Source organism: Gordonia sp. LUNF6, from assembly GCF_047041125.1.
GTDB classification, from domain to species: Bacteria; Actinomycetota; Actinomycetes; order Mycobacteriales; family Mycobacteriaceae; genus Gordonia; species Gordonia sihwensis.
Window position 1 is genome coordinate 3,652,693 of sequence record NZ_CP178181.1, and the last position, 23,085, is coordinate 3,675,777.

At 67.0% G+C, this 23,085-nt stretch carries 24 protein-coding genes; 1 reads left to right on the plus strand and 23 read right to left on the minus strand.

All coding sequences use genetic code 11. The annotated features are described in order from the left end of the window. Positions 1 to 3: 3 nt before the first annotated feature. The 18 genes from ACK8HH_RS17090 to ACK8HH_RS17175 all read right to left on the minus strand — a co-directional run bounded on the left by ACK8HH_RS17090 (position 4) and on the right by ACK8HH_RS17175 (position 20,106). Positions 4 to 4,731 carry a hypothetical protein gene (locus ACK8HH_RS17090; protein ID WP_412475383.1) on the minus strand — a complete coding sequence of 1,576 codons (4,728 nt, stop codon included), beginning with the start codon at positions 4,729 to 4,731 and terminating at the stop codon, positions 4 to 6. A 64-nt stretch (positions 4,732 to 4,795) separates the two neighbouring features. Further along, positions 4,796 to 5,338, minus strand: coding sequence for a hypothetical protein (locus tag ACK8HH_RS17095; RefSeq protein WP_156479474.1), 543 nt, complete (start codon positions 5,336 to 5,338; stop codon positions 4,796 to 4,798). A gap of 72 nt (positions 5,339 to 5,410) precedes the next feature. Then, a complete protein-coding gene (locus ACK8HH_RS17100; protein WP_411815663.1) occupies positions 5,411 to 6,025 on the minus strand; it encodes a hypothetical protein in 615 nt (204 codons plus the stop codon). A gap of 16 nt (positions 6,026 to 6,041) precedes the next feature. Continuing rightward, positions 6,042 to 6,482, minus strand: a complete 441-nt coding sequence (locus ACK8HH_RS17105; protein ID WP_062368041.1) for an HK97 gp10 family phage protein — start codon at positions 6,480 to 6,482, stop codon at positions 6,042 to 6,044. Further along, positions 6,475 to 6,759, minus strand: coding sequence for a hypothetical protein (locus ACK8HH_RS17110; protein ID WP_156479475.1), 285 nt, complete (start codon positions 6,757 to 6,759; stop codon positions 6,475 to 6,477). Before ACK8HH_RS17110 ends, ACK8HH_RS17105 begins: the two co-directional genes overlap by 8 nt. Before the next feature lie 128 nt (positions 6,760 to 6,887). Beyond that, positions 6,888 to 7,397, minus strand: coding sequence for a hypothetical protein (locus ACK8HH_RS17115; RefSeq protein WP_411815665.1), 510 nt, complete (start codon positions 7,395 to 7,397; stop codon positions 6,888 to 6,890). Continuing rightward, complete coding sequence (locus tag ACK8HH_RS17120) at positions 7,397 to 8,155, minus strand: hypothetical protein (RefSeq protein WP_411815666.1); 759 nt, start codon at positions 8,153 to 8,155, stop codon at positions 7,397 to 7,399. The genes ACK8HH_RS17115 and ACK8HH_RS17120 overlap by 1 nt, the downstream gene beginning before the upstream one ends. 81 nt (positions 8,156 to 8,236) lie before the next feature. Further along, the gene (locus ACK8HH_RS17125; RefSeq protein ID WP_062368045.1) at positions 8,237 to 8,944 is read right to left on the minus strand and encodes a hypothetical protein; all 708 of its coding nucleotides are present in this window, start codon (positions 8,942 to 8,944) and stop codon (positions 8,237 to 8,239) included. Between the two features lie 87 nt (positions 8,945 to 9,031). Beyond that, positions 9,032 to 9,265, minus strand: a complete 234-nt coding sequence (locus tag ACK8HH_RS17130) for a hypothetical protein (RefSeq protein WP_062368046.1) — start codon at positions 9,263 to 9,265, stop codon at positions 9,032 to 9,034. Next, a complete protein-coding gene (locus tag ACK8HH_RS17135; RefSeq protein ID WP_412475384.1) occupies positions 9,265 to 10,065 on the minus strand; it encodes a hypothetical protein in 801 nt (266 codons plus the stop codon). The genes ACK8HH_RS17130 and ACK8HH_RS17135 overlap by 1 nt, the downstream gene beginning before the upstream one ends. A gap of 84 nt (positions 10,066 to 10,149) precedes the next feature. Further along, positions 10,150 to 11,913 (minus strand): major capsid protein, encoded by a 1,764-nt coding sequence (locus tag ACK8HH_RS17140; RefSeq protein ID WP_197462955.1) that lies wholly within the window; start codon positions 11,911 to 11,913, stop codon positions 10,150 to 10,152. A gap of 400 nt (positions 11,914 to 12,313) precedes the next feature. Then, positions 12,314 to 13,348 (minus strand): hypothetical protein, encoded by a 1,035-nt coding sequence (locus ACK8HH_RS17145; protein ID WP_062368049.1) that lies wholly within the window; start codon positions 13,346 to 13,348, stop codon positions 12,314 to 12,316. Positions 13,349 to 13,386: 38 nt separating this feature from the next. After that, on the minus strand, positions 13,387 to 15,408 hold the full coding sequence (locus ACK8HH_RS17150) for a hypothetical protein (protein ID WP_062368050.1): 2,022 nt from the start codon (positions 15,406 to 15,408) through the stop codon (positions 13,387 to 13,389). 95 nt (positions 15,409 to 15,503) lie between these two features. After that, entirely contained in the window at positions 15,504 to 17,651 is a 2,148-nt protein-coding gene (locus ACK8HH_RS17155; protein ID WP_412475385.1) for a phage minor head protein, read from the minus strand. A gap of 10 nt (positions 17,652 to 17,661) precedes the next feature. Continuing rightward, positions 17,662 to 18,033 (minus strand): hypothetical protein, encoded by a 372-nt coding sequence (locus ACK8HH_RS17160; RefSeq protein ID WP_062368052.1) that lies wholly within the window; start codon positions 18,031 to 18,033, stop codon positions 17,662 to 17,664. Then, positions 18,030 to 19,613, minus strand: a complete 1,584-nt coding sequence (locus ACK8HH_RS17165) for a hypothetical protein (protein ID WP_412475386.1) — start codon at positions 19,611 to 19,613, stop codon at positions 18,030 to 18,032. The genes ACK8HH_RS17160 and ACK8HH_RS17165 overlap by 4 nt, the downstream gene beginning before the upstream one ends. Continuing rightward, entirely contained in the window at positions 19,613 to 19,795 is a 183-nt protein-coding gene (locus ACK8HH_RS17170; RefSeq protein WP_411815672.1) for a hypothetical protein, read from the minus strand. The genes ACK8HH_RS17165 and ACK8HH_RS17170 overlap by 1 nt, the downstream gene beginning before the upstream one ends. Beyond that, positions 19,795 to 20,106 carry a hypothetical protein gene (locus ACK8HH_RS17175; RefSeq protein ID WP_411815673.1) on the minus strand — a complete coding sequence of 104 codons (312 nt, stop codon included), beginning with the start codon at positions 20,104 to 20,106 and terminating at the stop codon, positions 19,795 to 19,797. Before ACK8HH_RS17175 ends, ACK8HH_RS17170 begins: the two co-directional genes overlap by 1 nt. A 280-nt stretch (positions 20,107 to 20,386) precedes the next feature. On the opposite strand from ACK8HH_RS17175, the gene ACK8HH_RS17180 reads away from it, so the two are divergent. Continuing rightward, complete coding sequence (locus ACK8HH_RS17180) at positions 20,387 to 20,626, plus strand: hypothetical protein (RefSeq protein ID WP_411815674.1); 240 nt, start codon at positions 20,387 to 20,389, stop codon at positions 20,624 to 20,626. Between the two features lie 2 nt (positions 20,627 to 20,628). On the opposite strand, the gene ACK8HH_RS17185 is transcribed toward ACK8HH_RS17180, so the two are convergent. From ACK8HH_RS17185 to ACK8HH_RS17205, 5 genes are all read right to left on the minus strand, one after another. Further along, a complete protein-coding gene (locus ACK8HH_RS17185; RefSeq protein WP_412475387.1) occupies positions 20,629 to 21,162 on the minus strand; it encodes a hypothetical protein in 534 nt (177 codons plus the stop codon). Further along, on the minus strand, positions 21,155 to 21,382 hold the full coding sequence (locus ACK8HH_RS17190) for a hypothetical protein (protein ID WP_412475388.1): 228 nt from the start codon (positions 21,380 to 21,382) through the stop codon (positions 21,155 to 21,157). Before ACK8HH_RS17190 ends, ACK8HH_RS17185 begins: the two co-directional genes overlap by 8 nt. 285 nt (positions 21,383 to 21,667) lie before the next feature. After that, positions 21,668 to 21,853: a hypothetical protein gene (locus ACK8HH_RS17195; RefSeq protein ID WP_411815679.1), complete on the minus strand. Its 186-nt coding sequence runs from the start codon at positions 21,851 to 21,853 to the stop codon at positions 21,668 to 21,670. A gap of 4 nt (positions 21,854 to 21,857) precedes the next feature. Next, positions 21,858 to 22,253, minus strand: coding sequence for a hypothetical protein (locus ACK8HH_RS17200; RefSeq protein ID WP_411815680.1), 396 nt, complete (start codon positions 22,251 to 22,253; stop codon positions 21,858 to 21,860). Next, positions 22,250 to 22,882 carry a hypothetical protein gene (locus ACK8HH_RS17205; protein ID WP_412475389.1) on the minus strand — a complete coding sequence of 211 codons (633 nt, stop codon included), beginning with the start codon at positions 22,880 to 22,882 and terminating at the stop codon, positions 22,250 to 22,252. Before ACK8HH_RS17205 ends, ACK8HH_RS17200 begins: the two co-directional genes overlap by 4 nt. Between the last annotated feature and the right edge of the window lie 203 nt (positions 22,883 to 23,085).

Below are 23,085 nucleotides of genomic sequence, written 5' to 3' on the forward strand. Positions count from 1 at the left end.
CGATCAATCTCCCCTGTAGGTGTCCATCACCGCGGTCATCCCGGCGGTGGTCTTCTGCTTCGTCTCCTGCGGGTCCCCGTAGTTGTTGACGGTGTCGGCGAGCTTCACCGTCGACGGCGCAGGCTTCCTCTCCGCGATCTGCTTCAGGTAGGCGACGGCCTGATCGATCCCCTGCTCGACGTACGGCTTCACGCCGATCAGGTCGCCGAACTCGCCGAAGGTCTCCTTGAGGCCGGCGACTCCGATGTCCTGCAACGCCGGGCCGAGGTTCTGCTCGCGCAGGTATTGGTCAGCTCGGGCCTTCCCGTACGGCATCGACTCCGACAGCGGCTTGTCCGCGGCGGGCGTACCGCCGGGTGACAGTCCGGCATCAGCAGGCGGGGTCGTCGTCGCGGGCGGAGGTGTCTGCGGCGCCGTCGTCTGGTCATCGGTGACAGTGACCGGGACGGTGCCCTGCGGAGTCACCGGCACCTGCCCGACGAGGTCCTTCGCTTCGCCTTGGCGGGACTGGATCTCGGACAGGTACGCCTGCCGGCCGTTGCCGTACGCGGCCTCCGCCGACGACTCACCCGGCCGCTGCTGCAGCCAGAAGATCCGCTTCCAGATATCGCTGTTCGGGTCGGCCTTCGTCTTCTCGTCGAGACGGTCGAGGAACCCGTTGACGTTGCCCTCGGGGTCGTCGCGGTCCGGGTAGGACTCGTCCTGCTGGAAGTAGCCGTGCCACGCTCCACCACCACCGGACGCGTTGGCGTCGAGGTTGGATTCCTGGATCGCCGTCGACACGATCGCCAGCGCCTCTTCGTGGCTGTAGCCGCGGTCGCGGGCCTTCGCGTAGATCGCCGCCGCGACGTCCTTCTTCGACGACGATGCCGTCAGCTTCGGCGCCGGTGGCGTCGCTGCGGGCGCGACACCGGCGTTCGGTGTCGTATCGCCCACCGACAGACCACCGGTGCCACCGCCTCCGCCGATCTGGGCGGGCCAGTTCTCCACCCACACCGGCGTCAGACCGATCCGCTCGGCGTCGGCTGCACTGTTCGCCTTCGACGAGCCGCCCGAGTTGCCCCACGACGCACCGCCGCCGGACCCGGAGCCGATACCGGACCCGATCGGCGTCGACCCGCCACCGCCACCGGTGCTTCCCGGGGTCAGGCCGCCGCCGAGCGCACCCGAATCGGTGTCGCCGCCCATCGGCAGCGACATCACGTTCGGCAGACTGTCCGCGCCCTTCGCGTCCGCACCAAACGACGCCGGCGCACCCTCGGGTCCGGTGTGCTCGATGTTCTCGCCGGTCGGCAGCGTCGCCGCCGAATGGGTGTCAGACCAGCCGACCTGCAAGGCACCGGGAATCGCACCGTCCTGGAAGTTCCTGGCTTCCAGGAACGCCCGCATACCGCCGGTCGCGGTGCGCTCACCCTCACCCGGACCCGATGCGCGGCCGGTCGCCATGTTCGCCAGGCTGCTGGTGAGGCCGGAGCAGTCGGTGTTCCAGCCGTTGCCCCAACCGCCCCACACGTAGCCCGACTGCACGGCTTGGCGGGCGCGGTCCCGTAGCTCGGTCGGGATCATGCCGCCCGGCGCGAACGCCGGCATCAGCCCACCCGCAGCCCTCGCCAGCGCGACGGTCTTCTTCCCGGCGTTGACCGCCATCAGCAGCGGCAGGATCTGCGCGGCATCCTGCGGCGGCGCGTACCACTCACCCTTCGACACTCGAGCGACCGCGCGCCCGTTGTAGCGGCCGGTGATCGAGTCCGACGTACCCGTGCCGGGGCCCGACAGGACACGGCCGCGGGGCGACAGTTGCTTCAGCAGGCCCTTGTTCTTGCGGGTCGCGGCAGCGTTGACGATGAATCCACCCGGCCGGATCGTGGTCGTCGCTCCGGTGACCTCACCGCCGCCGAGCGCATCGAGGATGCCGCCGGCCGCCAGTCCCGGCACCAGGCCGCCGAGTGCCAGACCGAGGACGCGGCGGACGGGGCCCTGGATGATCGACGGGAAGATCGAGACGATCGCGTTCCCGAGCGAGGACAGCATCGACTTGATGCCGTCGATGAGGCCGCCGATGATCTTCTTGCCGGCGTCCCACAGCCACTTTCCGGCGTCGGCGAATGCCCCCATGATCTTGCCGGGGAGTTCCTTCACGAAATCGACGGCCTTGCTGACACCGTCGGAGAACCCCGTCGTGACGCGCTGCCACATGTCCGTCACGAACGAGATCGCGCGGGAGACGAGGTCGCCGAAGAACCCCAGGATGTTGCCGACCCATCCCGACACCGTCGACACGACAGTGGTCACCATGTTCAGGAATCCCGCGATGATGCCTGCTACCCAGCCGATGATCGTCGCGAGTGCCTGAGCAGCGAAGTTGATGATCGTGCCGAGAAGCTGCACGAAGAACCCAATGACCTTCGCGATGATCGCGACGACCGGCATCACCGCGGACACCAGCGACGCGAACATGGATGCCAGTTGCACGAGCACCGGGACCAGGGACGCGATTACCGACATCAGTGTCGGCAGCAGTCCGATGATCGGCTGCAGGCACGTCAGCACCAATTGCAGGAGGATCGGCACCAGCGGCATGACGGCGTCGAGGATCTGCATGAATGCCGACGCGATCTGCGGGATGAGCGGCGCGATCGTCTGGATCGCCGCGCCGAGTGCATCGCCCAGCATCGTCGCCAGCTGCTGGATGAACGGCGCAACCGCCGAGATCGCGCTCACCAGGGCCTCGCCGATCACTGGAATGATCGGCGACAGAGCCGCGAACAGTTGACTCATCACGTCGAGCCACGTCTGGAACAACGGCATCAGCGCGGTAATCGCAGACGCGAGCACTTGCCCGAGCACGGTGGCTATCTGCGCGATGATCGGCGCGAGCGTGGCGAACAGGTTACTGATCGGCGCGATTGCAGGCATGAGAGCTTGGAACGCAGCGATCAGCGCCTGACCTACGGCCTGCAGGATCGGAGATAGTGCCTGGGCGAGGGCTCCTAGGATCGGCCCCGCGAGCTGCACGAACTGTGCGATCAGCTGACCCAGGATTGGCAGGACCGGAGCGAGCGCTGCCCCGATCTGCGAGAGCGCGGCGCCCAGCGGTGCGATCGCGGGCTGGAGCGCGGCTACCCCATAACCGAGTTGGGTGACGATCTCCCCAACAACCGGCCCGATCATCGTGACCAACTGCGCGATCATCGGGGCAACCTGGCCTCCGATGATCCCGGCGACCTGCAGCAGAATCGGTGCGAGTGTCGACGTGACCTGACCGACCGAGGTAAAGAACGATGTGAGCGCTGCCTGGCCGGGCCCGTTAACCCAGTCCGACACCGCAGTCAACGTCCCCATGATGTTGCCGAGTGGGTTCCCGTTGCCGGCCGCAGCAGCAGCCCGGAACACCCCGCCGACGATCTCGCCGACCTTCATCAGCGCCGCGCCGACCTGCCGAGCGGTGTCGAGCAGACCCTGCATCTTCGCTTGCAGGGTCCCGTCCTGCTGCATCCGCAGCATCGACTCCGACCAGCGTTGCGCCATCGCGCCGATGCCATCAGTCAGCGGCGAGATCACCGAGGATGCCGCGGACCCGAGGGATAGGAACCCAGGGATCGATGCGGTGACCGCGGCCCCGAGGTTCGCGCCCATGTTCCCGGCGTCGGCGAGAAGTGACTTCACCATAGACATGCCGGACGCAGAGTTGATCATCCGAAGCGCGCCGTTGGCGCCGTCGTTGAATCCTTCAGCGACTGTGCGCAGCGATTCCCGAAGCGGCACGATGAGGCGACCGAGACCTGCGATCTTCGGTCCGAGGCCAGCGAACATCGCCTCCTGTACCGCGGCTTTGACCCCGGCTTCCTCCCAGGCTTGTCCGAGTCCGCGTACCGATCTAGCGACCGACTGGGCTGCCGGAGACAGACCTTCGATGGCCTTGGCGAAGTCTTCTGGCGATGCTTCCGGGTCGAGGGCGGATTTGATGGCGTCACCCATCCCGTTGAATGCGACCATCACCGCCGCGCCGGCCGCTCCGAGCGCGAACAATCCGCCCACCGCGACCGTGCCGGCCGCCCCACCGATAGCGACAAGACCGGAACCGAGTGCGCCGATGACAGGAACGAGTGACCCCGCAGCGATCGTGGCACTACCGAGGATGCCCGCCCACTTACCGAGGAACTTCGCCCCCGTCAGAGCCTTCCCACCGACGGTTCCGAGCATCGATCCGATGCTTCCGAGGGCTGCACGCCCTAGCCCTCTGCGATCAACGTCGATATCGACCTTGACCTGGCGGCGGGACGTTTCGCGTTGGAGAGTCCCGAGAATCCCTCCGAGAGCGGACCGCGCGCCGCGGTGGTCCACACTGACGCCGAACTCGATCGGGTTCGCAGACGCCCAAGCCTGCATGGCGCGGTGTGCCCCGCGGACCTGCCCGACTGCCTGCGTGTCGTCGACGTCGACGTTCAGCGTGATGTCGCGGTCGCGGATCTTGCCGAGGTTCTTGTTGACCTGCCGGGCCGCGACGTCTGAGCGTCGTTCCATCGCCCGCATCTGCGAGTCGAAACCGCGCTCCACCTTGTCGAAGGTGCGTTCGGCGTTCGTGGCGATCTTGTCGAGATGCTTGTTGACCGCTCGCTGCGCGATCTGGGCTGACCGCTCGAGACGGCGAATCAGTTCCTCGTCGAGGTTGCCCCAGTCGAGTTCGACGTCGACGTGTGCGGAGGCCCAAGCGCCGCCGGGTGCGGTCATGCTGTGGCCTCCTGGACCTACAGCACCCGGCCCCTACCGCCAGCAGCGCAAAGCTATTTCTTGCTCAGGATACGTGGTCAGGCATCGTGATCGTGGACTCCGGCACCGCGGTCGCCGGTTTCGGTTTCCGCGCTGTCAACGCCTGCAGTTGACCGAACACCGCCGGGTCCATTGGCTTGGACGCTTCCCGTTCCAGGATCCGGCGGGGTTCCCGGGTCATGTCGCGGGTGAACTTCTTCCACGCCTGCTCGTCACGGCCGAGGTTCTGCCTCCACCATGAGTAGGCGGTGTTGGTGGCGCGAGCGGGTGGGATCGCGGTGATGTCGACGCCGCGGCTGGTGAGGTCGCCGTCGACGATGGGCCACGCCTCGATCGTCTTGCGCCATACGAATGTCGCTTCCCACCGCTTCCAGCCGATCAGTTTCTCGACGAGAGTGTCGGCGACGTCATCGAGGACATCGAGGTCGGTGCCGTCGACGAGGATCGATTCGATGATCACCGACCGATCAGCAGGATGAGTGCATTCGATGGTCGTCCAGAGGCCAGGGCCCCGATCCTCGGGGACGATCAGCGCCATGACGAAACCGGCGGTCGCTGGCTCTCTCACTCTCAGGAGGTGATGGTCCAGCAACCACCGGTCCGGTGGGGGCGCCCACGGCGCTCCGAGCGCCAAGGGACGCTACTTGGCGCGTGCTGCGGCGCGACGCTGTTGCCGGGACGCCTTCGGCTTCGACGACGTATCGAGGTCCGCGGCGTCGAGCGTGTACGGCGCCCACTTGTTGATGATCGTCGCGACGAGCTTCCCCAGGAGTCCGTCGTCGAAGCTGTTGTCGCGGGCGAACATCCTCGCGCGGACGAGACGCTCAGCTTCGGAATCGAGGCACTGGGATACCAGGTTCAGCATGGTGCGGAGACGGTCCTCGATCGGGGCCTCGGCCGACAGGCTTCCAGCGACCAGCATCAGCAGCGCGGTCGACGGCTGGTACAGGTACGTCGGCTTCCCGTCGATCGAGATCAGCAGCTTCTCGGGGTCGCGGCGTTCGCCAGAATCGGTCGAGAACGAGAGGTCGTCGGGGACCTGATCGGCGAGGCGCTCGTCGGGAGCAGGCCGGAAATACTCGAGCGAACCGGCCTCGGCCGGCGCATCGACGTCGTCGTCATGGTCGTCCTGGTTCAGTCGCCACAGGTCGATCATGTCGGCGCGTGTCGCGCTGTCGGGGACATCGATGCCTTGCTCGTTGAGGAACTTCGCCCAGCGTGCCTTCGGTGCGGTGTGAGCGGGAGCAGTAGCCATTCGGGGTGTCTTCTTTCTATCGGGTGCGGCGTCGGACGACGCCCATGACGGACTGCAGTGCGTCGGCCAGGAACGGGTTGGGCTTGATGCCCTTGACGGACTTGGCGAACACGTAGCCGCGTTTGTCCTTCGAGCGGGTCGCGCCGCCGGGCCCGTCCCACTTGAACTTGAGGGCCTGGCGGGTGACCGGCGTGATCGGTGTGCCCTTCGGCCCGTAGATGCCGGTGCCGGTGTGGAAGTACTCGGCGTACGGCAGCGGTGACCCGACGACGACCTTGGCGGATCCGTCTCGGACTGTGGTGACGTGAGTGATCGACGCCCGCAAGGTTCCCTCATCGACTGGGCACCGCTTCCGTGCCTCGTCGACGACGTCGTTGCCGACCCGGTCAGCCCAGCGGCGGCCGGCGGCCTGAGTCGCGCGCTGGTAGTTCGCGCGGTTGAGGCGGACGCTAGCCATCGGTGTCCTTGTCGAGGCCTGCGAGCTTCTTCACCCGCTTGACGCGCGGCTGCTCCGACTGGGCCTCAGCGGTTTCCGGCTGCGGACTGTCGTCGGGCACCGGTTCGGGGTCGTCGCTCGTGGTGCCGACGTCGGTCGTCTGGACCGGCTGGTCCTGGACGACGAGACGGCCTGCCTTGATCGCGGTGTCGATGCGGGGTGTGCGTTCGATGGTGACGACGTCGCCGTCGGCGAGGCCGAGCACGGGCTGGATGGCTTTGACGGTCACTTCACTCATACGGTCCACAGTAACTGTTGAACTGTCACTCGTGCGGTATCGTCGGTGGTGCATCTGGTTCTTGGTCGAGTTTGGTGCAGAGGGCCCGCACGGTTTCAGGGGAAGCGTGCGGGCCCTCACCGTTCTCGTCACGGCTGACGCGGGTCTCCCGGCAGCATCGGCGCCCGCGGTTCGGTGTACGCGCCCCAAGCCATTTCGACCTGGACGTCCATCCGTGATCCATGCGACCCGCCCTGCGGCGGGACCGGCCGCCATCCCGTGATCTGGGGCTGCTCGTCCTCGAACGCTGACGTGACCGCGCGGCGCATCGCTTCGCCGTCATCGAGGATGTCGCGGGCCGCTGAGTCCACCGCGGCCGCATCCGGTGCCGATCCGTCCTCGGTCACCGGGTAGCAGCGGTGCACGCCCATCGTCAGCGTGAGTCGCCACGTGAGAACTCCGCATCCACCGACGGGTTTCGTCTGCGCTGGGGCGATCGCACCGATACCGACCCATGCCATCGAGTCGCAGAACTCGACCGCCGGTTCCTGGTGCGGGTACACGGCGATACGGTCAGCGGCACCGGCCCGGGTGTCGGCCAGGTTTGCCTGCAGGTTCGCAAGCAACGACGCCGCGAGCACGTACGGGGAGCATTCCATCACTGCATCCTCACGACGGTGCGGCGACGATCCGGCGACGTGACTCGGGCTGGTCGCTTCGACCGGTTTGGGTTGACGGCCATGATCCACAGGTCGACCTCCGCGACGCCGGTGACACCGTTGGTGAACCACTCGCGGATGTCTGCCAAATCGATGGATACTCCCTGCCGGGACACCGATGTCGCGCGGTCCGGGAGCTTGCACGACCCACCCGCCATCCCTTCGAGGAACTCGACCGCCAGGCGCCCGGCGGCGGCCTTCGCGTCATCAGTGAGCGGGATACCCCGCTGATAGCGGATCGTGAACGCACCCAGACCGTCGTCCGGGGCATGAAGATCTTGGTGCGTCGGCCACAGTTGACCGTCAACCCGGTGCACCCACCGACGATCCTGCACCCGATAGGTGGCCGGATCGATCGTGACGCCATCGATCATGACCTCGTCCACCGCGGCGACCGGCCCCGGCAGGGACACGCGGTCATAGCCGACCTCGGTGCAGCCGTCGGAGCAGCCGCACGGACCGGATGCCCCCGGTGTCACCGACACTCCGGGCCAGAACCCGCGGTACAGGGAGCCGCCGCGCTGCGGCTGAAAGCACGGCCGCACCGTCGCCGAACACACCCCGAACACCTGCCCGGTCAGCGCCCACAAGACGCGGCCGGCGAGCGCTGTCGCCCGGTCCTGCTGCTCGGGCGTCGCCTCGGCCCACCGCTCCGCGTACTCGGCCGGGATCGTCACCGGCCACCCGCAGAAACTCATCTACTGTCTCCCTCTGATCCGATACGACGAGAGGGCACGCACCGGCCGTCCGGCCAGTGCGCGCCCTCCGTGGGTGTTCAATTACGGTCCGGTCGGCGGGGTCACCGGCGTCAGTTCCACTGCGCCGTCCGTCGGGGTCGGCGGAGCCACGGTCACCGTCTGCATGATCGCGTGATCCTGCGGTGTCAGCGCCTCGAGCAGCGGCACGGCGGCGTTGTCCTCGTCGCGGACAACCGCGTACGGGCCGACGCCCCACCCGGTGCCGGGCTTGGTCTGCGCCGACAGCGTGAACTCGGCGGCCGACACGGACAGTTCGATGTCGCCGACCTTGCCTGACCCGACGAACGGGAGCAGGAAGTATCCGAACGGCTGATTGCCTCCCGCACCGCACGCGGCGCCGGGAACATCGGTCCACACCTCCAACGCGAAGTTCGCTTCGATCGGCGCCGAGCTGATCTTGATGCCGGCCGCATCGCCCGCGCCGTCGAGGACGAGTGGCTGCCCGGTGATCATGGACCACGCTTCGGGGTCGACGCCGCAGAACTCGATCTCGGGGGCGAGGTACTTGATCTGGTCGGGGTCCTTGTGCTGGACGCAGATCTCGCCGTTGCCGTTCTTCTTGACGGTGTCCTCACCGTCCTCGGTTTCGGCGGTGATGCTGATCTTGACGATGCCCTTCGTGACGAGCATCGACTTGTTGGATGCCCCGGTGATCGGCTGTCCGCAGCTGTCGAGCTTGGTCAGTCGCATGATCTTGGCGTGGATGGAGGGCCATACGTTGTTCGGCATGACGGGGACCTCTTCTGGTCGTTGTCGATGCCCGGCCCCTACCGCCAGCGGCGAATCTCGATGTGCAGTTGTTGGTCGATCGGACCGTTAGTCGGTGGTCTTCGCGCTGGTCTTGCGTGGTGCGCGCTTCTTCGGCGCCTCCGGCGGCGGTGCGTAGTCTCCGGTGCCGACCGCCGCGGCGAGTTCGTCGTCGACTACGAACGCCAGGCGCCCGCGCGGGTTGATGGTGCGGACCCGCTCCGGTCGATCGCCGGCCGCGTCGAGCAGAGCGCGAGCGAGACGCTGTGAATCAGCGCGGTCCTTCGGGATGATCGTCGGCATCAGGGAGCCTCCTCGAGAGTGATCTGAACAGCGGCGGCCAGGTGTTCCCAACTGACGACGTAGAGGCGTTCCGCCAGGCCGATCACGCTGTTGTCGCGGTGGTCGAAGTAGGCGGCCCCGTTGTCGGTGCGGACCTTGGTTTCGGAGCGTCGGACCTGGACCGCGGCGGTCGCCGCGATCCACGCCGCGCCGGCCGCGGGCTCGGCGGCGGCTGGCCCGGTCCCGGGATAGGCTCCGGCGCTGACCTTGGTGCCGAGCACGGTCGTCAGGGAGCCTCCACTGCCGACGACGATCTGCTTCGCCTTCACCAGGAACGGCAGCGCGCCGCGGGGCACGTGAATCACTCCGGTGCCGCCGTACGACTCGTAGAGCCACGCTTCGAGGTCGCCGAGCCCTGCGAGCAGCGACACCGCACCGGTTCCGGCGATCGTGGTCGCGTCGGCGATGATCGTCGGCCACACACTACGCTCGACGGCTGGCCCCTCACCGGCGGTCAGCTTGTTACGCGCGTACGCCTGGATTTCGTCGCGGGTCAGTCCGGGGTGCTTGCATGTGAATCCGGTGTGGACACGGAGCGGGTCGTCGGTCACGACCGGGACGCCCTCGGGAAGGTCGGCCGGGTCGATCGGGTCGCATGACACTTCGTCGGCGACACCGCCAGGCGTGGGATTGGTGGCGTACTCGACGCCGTTCTGCCAGTGCAGATCCCCTGGGGCGACGATGTCGGCGACCGACAGCAGGCCGCCCCGCGGCGGCGCGAGCTGCGGGGTGGGGATCAAGAGGGGCGGGGCGACTGCCATCAGATGTTCCTCAAGTCAGAAGGGGCGGTGGTTGCCGGGCCGGGTACCGGACGGGGGCGGTCATCGGTACCCGACCCGACGTCACTACGGCGTCGCCGGGACGACCTTGCCGTTGCTGTCGAGGACCTGCGCGGCACCGACGGTGCCGTTCACCCCGAGCGCCAGCTTCACCTTGAGCGAGCTGTACGCGCGCTTGGCGACGAGCAGCTTCTCCTCCATGAACATCTGCAAGTAGTCGTTCTTCTGGACCTCTGCCGAGTCGTAGACCATGTCGAGGTTGACGACCTCACCGCGGCCGCGGACGAACGTGCCCGACACGTAGATCAGTGCCTCCACGCTGGTCGGGTACTCGGTGATCGCAGTCGTCGACCCGAAGCCGCCGGTGACACCGGTGTAGGCGTCCTGCCAGTCGTAGACCCACTGGACTCGGCCGCCGCGGTCGGCGATCCACTTCGCGATCATCTGATCGGTGACGTTCTCGAGCGGGATGCCTTCGCGCAGGCTGTAGTCGGCGCGTGCGACTTCCTTGGTCCAGATCGGGAGGACGACGTCGAGGACCAGCGATTCCGGTGCACGGTACTTGTACCGGTAGTCGGTGATCTGCAGGCCGATGCCGTTGAGGATCGACCCGGTCGCCGACGGTCCGATCTTGCCGGTCAGGTCGACGGCGGTCGACGCGGCGGCCATCCGCTTGATGGTCTCGGCGTTGAAGCGGTGCGCGTGCACCGCGGTCACGCCGGCGAGCGCGTCCTTCGTGGTCTCGGGGTAGGCGTCGTTCTGCAGGAACCCGACAGTCATGCCGGAGTACATGACGTCCGCGCGGACATCGGTGAACTCGGGGCAGGTGGGCCGGTACAGCGCCTTGGTTTCGTTCGCTTCGGCCTGCGCTTCGGTCTGCATGAGGCCGGCGTTGCCCGCCCACACCGATGCGAAGTCGACTCCCTGGGTGAAGTTGATGCCGCCACGCTTCACCTGCGTCTCGGGGACATCGATGAGTCCGGCGTTGGGATCGGCGAGCATCGGAGCCAGGTCGTACAGCGTCTCGCTGGGTGCGCACCAACCACCGGATGCGACCAGTCCACCGTCGAGACGGTTCTGGTCTCCGGCGTGATTGATGACTCGGGTGTCGTCACCGTCGCCGGACGCGACGAGGTCCTCGGGGAAGGTGACCGCGATCTGTGCGACACCGTCCTTGACGTAGCCGTTGCCTCCGCGCGGCATGCCCTGGATGCGGGCCTGGACGGCGGCGACGAGGCCGTCCATGTCGAGGTTGGCGCCGTTCTCGACGCCGCGGACGCCGGCGGCGGCGGTGATCGCCAGTCCGGACGGAGTCTCGACGGGCTTGGGTTCGGGCGCCTTGCCCTTGATGGTGGCGAGGTTGATCCGGGGCAGCGGCTTCGCCGATGCGGTCACCGGTTCCGGCGCGGCCTCCGGGGTTGCGGCCTCGTCAGCAGTGTCGGCCGCGGTGTTGTCGGTCTGCGCGTCGTCATCGCTGGGGTCCTCCGCCTCGGCGGGGGTCTCGGCGGTCTCGTCGGTGCCGAGGACCTTCGCCGCGAGTTCGTCACGCTTGGCCTTCGCCGCGGCGTCGGCCTCAGCGAGTTCGGTCTGTACGGCGCGGGTCGCGGTGATGACCTCGCCGATCAGTTCGAACGCTGCGAGGTCGTCACCCTTCAGGTCGTCCTGATCGTTGAGCGCCTGGAACTTCTCGACCGCCTCGTCCATGACTGCGGTGATCTGGTCCCGGTCGACGCCTTCGGCGGATGCTGCGGCCTTGACGATGCCAGCAACGTCTTCCGCGGTCTTGCCCGCGGTCTGATCGAGGATGGCCTGGAGGTTGAGAGTAGCCACGGGGTGCTCCTTGAGGCTCGGGGAGCGCATTTCGCGCGTGCCCGGCCCCTACCGCCAGCGGCTATCGAGTCTCAGAGTAGCGCGTTCACCGCACGGTCTGCGTCACCTGCCGCCACGAGCCACCGTTCTTGGCCACATCAGACTCGGCCTCACGCTGAGTGAGATACCGCTTCACCGTCCCGTTGGAGCGCGTCGCTTCGTACACGACGACCTTACGGCCCGACCCGCAGTTACATCCCACCGCGCGCCCTTGCCATCATGGCCTCACGACGCTCGGCGACCATCTCTCGACGTGCATCCCGCCATGCCCGCGCGAGAAGACCTGTGTACGGGCAGGTGTCATCGAGCGACGACGTTGCCCCGGCGTGCTGCGCCTGCGCAAACTGTTCCCGGGTAGTAGTCATTGGAGGTAGTCCCCTCGACGGAATCTGGTCTCCGAGTTGGAGAACGCTGCCTGGATAGAGTCAGGCTCGAAGTTCTCACTCAGCTTACCCTGCTCTATCAGCGCGACCACATCTGATTTGGTGACGCGTCCACCGATCGAATCCAGGTACTCGCGAGCTTCAGGAGACAGGTACTTGCGAGCCTCAGCATCAGTCATCGAGAACAGTGATTTCCCGTTGTTGTTCCACCACTTCCAGAACTCGGGGTTGTTCTTGTGCTCAGTGGCGATGAAGTGCCCGTTTGTGGCGTCCTCCATCCGGAGTTCCATCTCGGAGACGTACTGATGATGGATCTCGTCGACAAGCGCGTTGAAACTCGTCGACGAGTACCCGAGTTCGGTGCCGCGACGGACTGCTTCACGACGTCGTACCTGTTCGGGGTCGAGGCCCTGAACGCGACCGAGCGCGTCCTCGTAGCTGATCCCCTCGGCTTCGGCGAGTTGGTCGGCCTGCTCCATGATCGCCCACCGTTTCCGCGTCGCGGCTGAGACCTCGACCGTCGATGCGCCGTCACCTTGCGGCCGTTCCTCTACCAGACCCGGAACCGCACCCTGCGGCGTCGAGTTGGTCGCGGCGAGTTTCTGCTCGTTCGCGATGAGTTCGGAGTACACCTCGTAGCGGTCGGCGTCGTCCTGCCACTCGCTGTCGGTGACGTGCGCGCCGGACGCCAGTCGCGCGTAGGCAGCATCGCGCTCGGCGGTCATCATGTCGAGTCGGTCGGTGCGCGTTGGATCGGGCTCATCCCACGGATCGGGGAACGGTGCACTCGGTTCTTCCAACGGGGGCTGCCGGCGCGACCATTCAGCGGCGGCCGCCTCGTAGATGTCCGGGTTCTTCTGCTGCGCGATCTGGTCGTGCATGAGATCCATGAGGTGCCCGTCGTCCATGTGCGACAGGTTCAGCGGCTTCTTGCCACCGCCTTGGGTGACGATGATGGATCCGATGGGCTGCTTGTAGCGTGCGGCGCCCGCTGCGGTCCGGACGCGGCGCACACCAGCAGCGGTAAGTGCGCGCCGACGTCCGGCAGCGGTCAGGCTTTTGGGCGGGGGTTCGCGACCGTGTACCCGAGTCTGCGCATGATGCGGGCGTGGCGGACTGCGGACGCGGCAATCGTTTCCGGGTCCTCGTAGGGTTCGGAGTGCCGCCACGTCGTGCCGTCGGTGTCGGTGCCGTCGTCGTAGAACGCGACGCCGTCGCTGTAGTCGACGAGCGCGCCACCGTAGGCGCCGGTCTCCGGGACCTGGTCTTCCTCGAGGTAGCCGGAGCCGTCCGTACGTGCAGGGACCTCGGTGTCGGTGACCTCGGTGCCCGGCGTCGGAGAGCCTTCATCGATGCTGGCCCCGTCCGCTGCGCCTTCGGGGTTCGCTGCCGGGTCTCCCGGGTCGTACACGTCGGCTTCGGTCAGTGCCGCGGCCGGATCAGATTCAGTCTGGGTCGGAGCGTCGCCGATATGCCACTGCTCTCCGTCGGTCCAGGAACCGTCGTCGTAGTACGCCTTACCGTCATCGAACGACAGGAGCTTTCCGCCGAGCGCGCCCGAGTAGGGAGACTGGTCCTCGTCCATCGGACCGGTCCCCTCGAGTCGGGCCGGAGGGGCGTCGTCGGGGACGACAGGTGCACCGTCTGGGCCGTGATCGAGGTCCTCGGCCTTCTCCGCAGGCGCAGGAGTGACATCCTGCGTAAACGGTTTCGCGGCCTCGTCACCTTCAGGGACGAGGGCGCCGGGGCCGCTCTTCGGAGCGGCGACCGGTTCGGCCGTCTTCGCCTTCGATTCAGTCTTGGGGTCGGGCTTCGGCGCTGGCTCCGAGACCGCGTCCTTCGGTGCTGGCGGCTTCGGCTTGTTCTTGCGGCTCGGGTCGATCATCTTCGCGATGTCGTTGCCCGCGGCCTCTGCGAAGTCACCACCGACTTGCTGGGCCTGCTCGACCGCCTCCGGGATCAGATCCCCCACCGACACACCGAACCGATCTGCACCCTCCTGCGTGCGGACACGGCGACCCGACGCCGCGGTGAGTTCCTTCCGCTGGCCGGGGTAGATCCCGAACACCGCCTTGAACAGGTTCGCCGCCAGCCCATTCACCATGTGCTGCGCCTTCGCCGGCAACTCCGATCGCAGGGCACGAGTCAGCGCGGTGTACGGATGAGGAGACGTCGCCCACCGCGACAGTCCGGCGCCCTTGGTCCAATAGTTCTTCAGATCGCGGGGCAGGTGGCCGGGGATCCCGGAATCGACCGCGGCAGTCAGCGCGTCGACGTCCTCGGCCGCGCGCGCCGCCTGCACCCGCTCTACGTTGGCGACCACACGCTGACGGCGGTCCACACCCGCCGACGCGACGATCGGCTCGACCCGCGCGACGATCGCGGCCCGCCGCCGCTGCTCCGCGAGGCGCTCGTCGACGATCCGTTCGGCCGCCGACGCGACCATCTGCTCCAAGTCCTCCCCCGACATCGGAGCATCCGGAGCGACCACACCCGCCGCTACCAGCGATGCGACCCCGCCGGCGGCGACGAGTTCCTCGGTCCGCGGAACCGGGAAGCCCGGCACGTTCACCGCGAGCGCCGCGACGAGCTCCATGTTCCCGTCGATTCCGCGCCAGTCCCCCGATACTCCGGATCGGCGGAGTTCGTCGATCCGTTCCGGCGGGGTGCCCGGGACGATACGGCCGGCGAGCCAGATGCCGTGTGCGTCTTCTCCGGCGCGGACTGCGGCGACGACCGTACCGGTGTTGTCGTAGTGAGCGGCCGCCGCGACGGAGTCCTGTCCGAGGCTGGCGTGTCCGGTGCCGATCGTGAGCTTCCCGACCGGGAGGTCACCATCCTTGGTGCGGACCACTCCCTGGTGGAAGTACTTGTATCCGCTCTTGCTCGTCGGTGGGGTGACGCAGCGATCGCCGTACCCGATGTGGCAGGTACCGGCGGCGGCGAGGTGACCGAAGACTCGACCGTCCGCGGTGACAGTGAGCGCGGTCGGCCCGTCGAGGTGCGGGTCGGCGAAATCGGAGCGGTCGTAGACGACGCCAGCAGCGGTGATCGCGGCGAGAGTGTCGGGCATGGCGGGACTCCCTGGTGTTTCGGGTGTCCGGCCCCTACCGCCAGCGACATTCTCGTCTGCCAGTATCCACCACCGCCGGTACGGTCCGGTGGACGTCAGTCGTCGCGGTCGTCCTGCCTGCGGTCGTACTCGGCCATCGCCGCCTCGTACACGCCGTCGTCGGAGCGGACCTTTTCGCGCATCAGGTCCAGCAGTTCGTCATCGGAGAACGACGCCAGGTCTGGTGCCGGACCGACCGGTGTCTCTCGTTCGTCGGTCAGTTCGACGGGTTCCGGAGCGGCCGGCGGTGTCTGCCCGTGGTCTTCTCCGCGGTCATCCGGTGCGACTGGTGGCGCACGATGCTCGTCCTCAACGACCTTCTCGACCGCGGCCTGCACATCGTCAGGATCATCGGGGCCGATGCGGACACCTTCGGGCCGTACCTCCCCCATACTTCCGTCGGGCCCTTGCAACTCATCCTGCAGCGCATCGTCGTGGTAGATGAGGACGGTGCATCGACAGTTGTGGACGACGATTCCGTTCGCAACATAGGACTCGTCCTCATCGACTGCGAAGTTGAACAACTGGACTTGATCAGCGCGTTCAACCCAGTAACGCACCACTGTGCGAGGTAGTATAGTGGGATGAAACTCGATCCCGTCACTGCCGCCTACATCGCTGCTTTCATCGACGGCGAGGGAACGATCACCATCGGTCGTGCGCGCAGCAAGGGACAGGACCCCGCTCGGCCCTTCAACTACCACGCGAAGGTTCTGGCGGTGAACAGCCACGAGGGCATCATCCGGTTTCTCCACGAGGTCACCGGTGTCGGGATCGTCTACACGAATGGGAAGCCGTTCAAGGACGGCTGGTCCAAGATGTTCCGCTGGCAGGTCACCAACTCTCAGGCGACCGAGCTGTGCGCGGCACTGCTCCCATACCTCGTCATCAAGAAGCGCCATGCCGCACTCGTCGCGAACTGGCCCGTCGGGGTCCGTGGCGGACGTGGTCCGCGCGCTGCTGCGGCGCTCGCCGAGCAGACTCGGCTCTTCGAAACCATGGCCGAGCTCAATCGGAGAGGCGCAAAGGACGATCCGGCCTCGGCTGAGTTCCCCAGCGATCACCCAGCCCTGGTCCGTCAGCACCGGATGGTTCTCCGTCAGGCGAAGAACGCCGTCGCCGACGTCGAGGCAGACGACGTCGCCTGAGTGAGTCCGGGACGGTGCGAGCCGAACCACGGGGCGGAACCGCCCTCGGTGCGTCAGCACGCGGTCGCCGATCTGGATGTCGGCCACCCGCTTCGGCCCTCTGTCTGTGGCGATCGGCGTATCCGGGTCGGTTAGGCAGTTGATCGTCTCGTGCGGCGCGATGGTGATCGGGTCGCCGGGAAAGTCGAGGAGGAATCCGCCGACGCGGAACTTCTCATCGAGTGGCACCGTCTGTCCGTCGGCGACGCGATGGGATGCGCGGGTGCGGACGTCGTCAGTTGCGAGCCACCGCTTCCAGTAGCGGTCGCCCGTGGCTGCCTGTGATTGTCTGGCGGCGGCCAGCGCGCCCGCGTTGACGGCGCCGTGTGCTTCGGTGCGTGCGATGCGTCGCGCTTTCCACCGCCAGCGGGTTTCTTCCTCGTCGTGGGCTTCCCACAGGGCGCGGCGTTCGGCGCGGAGAGACTTGATTTCGTCCTTATCAAGCCCGTTGTCTTGATCGTCGAGGATCGTTTCAATCTCGTTGATGCGGGCCTTGATCGCGCGCTGGTCTTTGTCGATGCCGAGGACCATGCCGACGCGGTCGGTGATCTGCTCGATCGTCTCTGCGTTGGCGAGGGCTTCAACGAGTTCGGGCCGGATCTCTTCGAATGCTCCTTCCGGCCAGATTCGGAGGCGGTCGGCGACGGTCTCCATGTACTGCATCTGCGGGGTGAAGCTGCCGGTGTCGCGGTGTTCGAGGCGGTACTGCTGGAATGCGTCGCCGAACGCGATCGACACCGCGGGGAGGACGTTGTTGTCGATCGTTCGTCGCCAGTCGTTCCAGGCTCCGGTCGCGGCCTGTACTGCGGCTTCGGGGTTGACGCCGGGTGTCGCCATCGGGACGTCCGGGCCGATGGGTTCGGGCTGGCGGTGCCGTCCGGCGGCGGTGAGTCCGAGTTGGTTGGCGGCATCGGCGATGATCAGGACGCGTGCGGCGTCGAGCCAGGCGCGCATCGCGGCGACGACTGCGTCCTCGATGCTGGTTTCGGCGAGGACGAGCCGGTGTTCGGCTGCCATGCGGGACAGGCTAGCGGGCGGGTGCGACCGCATCGGCTTCTGCCAGGAATGCGTGGAGGGCGTCGACGTCGTGCGGTGTCTGCGACAGGATCGCCGCGCGCACGTATTCGTGGCAGGCGACCATGTAGGCCCGTTGCCGCGGTGTGTCGGCGAGGACGGACGGCAGGCCCCACCAGCGGGTGAATGTGTCGGCGAAGCGTTCCCATTCGGCGACTGTTGGTGCTGGTGTGAGCGCGAGGTACAGCTTGTCGTCGGGGACTCCGTCGTAGAGTGCGCGGGCGGCGCGGCCGCGGCGGTTGCGGATGGAGCGGGCTGCGGCTTCGAGGGTGAGGCGGACGGCCATGTCGCAGGCGAGGAGCACGTCGCGGGCGGTGTCTGTCACTGGCTTGCCTCCGTCTCCCCCGGAATCGGTGGGCCGTTGTCCGCTTCGGGTGCCACCGCGGGTGTTGTGTCGGGGGCCGGCGGTGTGCTGTTGTCTTGCTGCTGTTCGAGGACCGCGTCGGAGAGGGTGTCGTCGACGCGGACAGGGTTGTCGGTGACACCGGGTACGACGATCCCGAGGGCGGGGAGCCATTTGTCGATGAGGTCCGAGCGAGTCGACAGGAGTTCCCGGATGATCGCGCGGGTGCGTTCCTCATCGCTCGGGGCGTCGGTGTCGTCGAACCCGTTCTCGCGCCGCAGGACCGCATCGGAGATGACGCCCTTGTCATACAAGGCTTGGGCGTCCTTCGACCGGTCCGGGCGGACCAGGAGCGGCGTCGTGTCGTACCAAACCGAGTACAGATCCGGGTCCGAGACACCCTGCTCGACGAGCAGCGGCCGCAGCAGACCGACGGTGAGGGCATGGCAGATGATCGCGACGATCGGCTGCACCCCGAACTTGATCTCGTTCTCGTCGACAGCCCACGCGGACCAGTGGTTGCTGGACGCCTGTCCGAGGAGCACGCTGGGGTCGGAGTCCATGCCGAGGCCGATGCGGCGGATCGACTCGTCCCTCAGGTCTGGGACCTGCTGGTCGAGTTCGGTGGAGAATGTCATGTGCCGGACCTTCTCGATGAGGTCCGGGGTACCGGTCAGCATGAACGGCACGATGCTCGATGCGAGGTCTCGGTCCTTGACTGTTTCGACGAGGTAGTCGGTCAGTTCGTCGGCGAGGTCGAAGTCGTCGTCATCGTCGCCGCCTTGCGAGTGCATCGACTCGAGACCGTCTGGAATGAGCAGCAGCCCGGAGCCTGCGAGGCGGGATTCCATCTGCGCGGACACGTACATGCTCATGGCGCGGAGTTCACGGGCGGTCGAAAGGATCGCCCGGACGGGTGCGTCGGCGCGCGCCGAGTATTCGGGGTCGGCACGCCATGCGCGGATGAGGATTTCGTCGTCGCCGATGTCGCGGGGCTTGTCGACGCCGTTGTTGAGCTTCCAGCGGCCAGGGCTGCCGGTGATCTCGGTGATCGAGTGCGCGTCCCAGGTGAGTTGCCCGTTCTCGTCTTCGCGGATGAGGAGGTTCGATTCGCCGTTGAAGATCAGGTGCTGCGCGGCGCGGCGGAGGGTTTGTTCGACCATGCCGGCGTTCGCGAACAGTGCGGCCGATAGTTGTGCGGGGATGCTGCCGTCGTCGACGGGGACGACGTCACTGCTCGGAGTTTCCTTCTTCCCGACGTAGAGGCGGGCCTGGGAGCAGGCGTTGGCTTGGCGGTCGCCGATGAAGCGGAGTTCGCCGGTCTCGGCGCGCATCGCCCATGCTTCGTTCTGCCAGCCTTCGACGGGGGCTCGTTTGACCTTGCGGTCCATCTTCCGCTTGGACAGAACTTGGGCGGATGCGGTGATCGCTGGCCACGGGGTGTTGGCGTCTTTCGCGGCGTGCATGACTTGGGCGCCGTCGGGTACGCGCAGGCGGCGGCCGAGTGGTGCGCGGCGGCGGGGCGCGTACATCGATGCGTTGGAGTCGGGTGCGCGTCCCATCACGCCTCCTTCGTCGGGTGGTGGCTGGTGTTGTGGGCGTCGAGCAGGCGGGTGTCGACGGACAGGACTGTGGTGGGGTTGGTGTATCCGGTGGGATGCACGGTGGTCGGCTGGACGAGCAGTGCGATGGTGTCGCCGCACTGGCCGCACGCGATGTGCAGGGTGCCGGGCAGGTGTGCCATCACGCGTCCTCGCTCTCGGGTGCGGGGTCGAGCCAGTTGGCGGCCCATCCGGTGATCAGTGATGCGGTGCCAGCGAGTGCGACCATGAACCACCAGCGGGTGTCGGCCCAGAAGTATGCGGCGCAGCTGACTGCGGCCCCGATCCACACGCTCAGGCACCACGAGCAGGTCGCGAGGTACGAGAGTGGGTGGTCGGGGCCGAGGCGTACGACGATCCGGGCGCGGATGCCGTAGGTGAGTTGGTCGGCGACGCAGAGCCTGGTGAGGCGTGCGATCAGTCCGATTGTGAGGACGGCGACGAGCGTCGACAAGGGATCTCCTCGGGCGGGGCATCAGTAACAGAGTTAACTGTAACTGCCGTTTGTGTCTCGCAGCGATGGCAGACACGGACTACCCAGGAGTTGAGTGTGCTTCCGCAGATGTCGCAGTGGGGGTGGACGCCGGCGGGCATTAGATGGCGGTCACGATGACGATGGCGAGGATGAGGACGAGGAGTGTCCAGATCGCTGCGCCGATGAGGACGCAGGGATCGGAACGGTCAGGCTCGGTCATGTGGAGTGTCCTGTCGGTGGTGCGCGTTAGGGTGCGCGCGTGGATGGGGTGTCGTGGTGCTGGTATTCGCCGGGCCTGGTTGAGGCGCCCGGTGGTGGGTGGGTGTCGACGATGCCGCTCGACTGCCACGGTTGCGGTCTGCGGTGGTCGGATCTGGGATTGCAGATCGTGCGCGGGAACGTGGTCCGCTCGTGGGGTGCACCGCCCGGGCATCCGTCCGCGACCGTGTTCTACGAGTGCCTCGGGTGCGGGCACCGGACGTACTGCCGGCGGGCGTGAAGTCACCCACGGCCGGACTCCCCGTCGAGTGCGCGGAGCAACGAAGTCGCACCGCAGTGGAGGCACTGCGAATCCGTGTCGTTGCCGTCGGGGATGCGATAGCCGCACACGCAAGGATCAGCTTCCCAACGCTCGGCCATCTTCTGCACCCGATCGACGGTGGCGCATAGCTTCTCGACCTCAGCGTCGACCTTGCCGAGAGTGTCGGCGTGTTCTTCTGCGACCGCTTCCCATCCTGCGGCGTCGGCCAGGAGTTGGGCCGATAGCTCTACAGGCTGTGCCCGCAGTTTCTCCACCTCAGCAGCCAGTTTGCGCACGAGGTCGGGTGCGGCGGCGATGAAGCGGGCGTCGTCACCCAGCGATCGCGCGACCTCGACCCACCCGCCAAGTCGGTCGTCGGCGACCGACACAATGGAGGCGAGCGCCGATTCATCGTGCTCATCGATCTTCCACGGTCCGGGCGTGATGCCGTCGAGTGCTTCCCGTGCACGCTGCACGATGTCGGTGGTGTCAGGCTCCGCAGGCTGTTCAGTCATCGGTCGCCTCCGCTTCGATGAGGACCTCGAAGCACGCTGCGTTGGCATCGGCGCTGTACCAGAACTGCCCGGACAGTCGCGACGGATCAACGTTGCCTTCGTCGTCGTACAGGCCCCACCGCCTGATCACCGGGATGACGGTGTCGACCTCGTAGAGCGGGACGTCACCGAGCACTGCGCCGCGTTTAGCGAACTCGTGGCGGATACGGATTTCAGTCATTGGTTCAGTTCCTCGTTGGTGTAGATGAGGCGGGCGGTCGAGCACGGCCACTGACCGTTGCAGTGATCGCACCCGGTGATGTGCGTAGGAGAGTCGTAGCGCCGGAAGTACGGCCAGGGGATCGTCTTCGCTTGTGTAGTTCGCGGATCGAGGCGAAAGCCTCGCGGACGGCGGCCACGGCGAGCCTCCCCTCGCTCATTCCTTCTTCGAGCGGACGACCGGGGCCGCCCCAGCCCTCGGACTCCCACGCCCGCTGCGCCGCCAGGATCGCGGGATCAGTGCCGGTCATGCCGTCACCACCTCGATGAAGTGTGCTGACCAGAGGACTGCCGGATTCGCATTGCCGCGCAGCGGCACCTCCCAGCCGCAAACGCACATCGCGGTGCGAGCTATCCCCGCTACTCGCTGATGCTCGGCCAGTGCAGCCCGTATCACCGCAGGCTCGACCAACCCGATCTGCTCGATGGTCATCTGGTCACTCATCGCTCTCACCCGCCTCAGCGTGAGCGGCAGCAGCGAGGATAGCGGCGGCGAGAGTGCGCCCCTCGTCGGGCTGGTAATCGCCACCGGTGACTGAGAGTTCGCCGCAGCAGGTCGATACCACCGCGACTAGGCCGTCGCCGAGCGCCCAGAGGGGCACCTCGTGCTGGGACTCGGGCGTGGCGTGTTCGCTGGTCATGTCCCTCTCGGGCAGGCGCACGATCGCGTAGCCGGCGTCGGTGAGCGCGTCGAGTGCGGCTTGAGCAGTGTGCGTCTGCGCGTCTCGGCACGGCGTGCACTCGCCGAACCGATGAGGCTCGTGCACGTCGCACGTCCAGCCGTCGTCGTTGATCGCTTCGGCGATGACGTCCCGCGCGTCCTGCCCGCTCATGCCTGCTCACCGCCGTCCGACTCCGGGGCGGGTCGCCAACCAGCGTCCACGAGAGACGCCGCACGACTACGCGCGACCTCCACGCCACCAGGGTGGTAGTCGTCGGGCCATGCCTGAGGTTCCGTGATGTACCCGTCGTACAGAAGCGGTGCCGCCTGCTCGATCAGCTTCTCCCGCTCAGCCTCCGCAGCCTCCGCCTCCTGCGCGGCCTGGTGCTCGGCTTCGAGGCGCTTCGCCTCGTCGCGCAAAACCCTTTCCGCTGGCAGCCACATCCCTGTCGGGTGCGACTTCGGGTGTATGAGGTCCGCCGCTTCCCGCAGCACCTCCCAGTCGGGACGTGCCTGTGTGTGACGGGCCTCCACGCGTCCGTGCTCGTCACACTGGGCGATGAGTACGCCGTCGATCTGCACGGTGTGCCCGTCTCCGTCCCGCACGTCGCGGACCAACTGCGCTAGGGCTTCTCCGTCTGCCGTCTGCTCGGCAAGCGCTCCGAGGTCGCCCGAGCTGTATCCGGGGCGATACTCAGCGTCGAGGGCGAGGTCCACGACAGCGCGGACACATGCCTCCCACCCGAGTGTGTCATCGACTACGGCATACGCCTTCTGGTACAGGTCTTCGGTGGTGGTCATGCCTGCCCCTTCCCTGCCGGAAGCCATTCCCGGCCGACGAGGCGACCGTCCCAACGGCGAATGCTGAACCACGCCCTGCCGCACCGCGGGCAGGTCCAGTCGCGGCGGAACCACGCCGTGAAACGCGGTTTGCGGGGGCACCGGCAGACTGCCGGATTCGTGATGCTCACAGGGTTTCTCCTTCGGAATCATGTCGGGGCGGT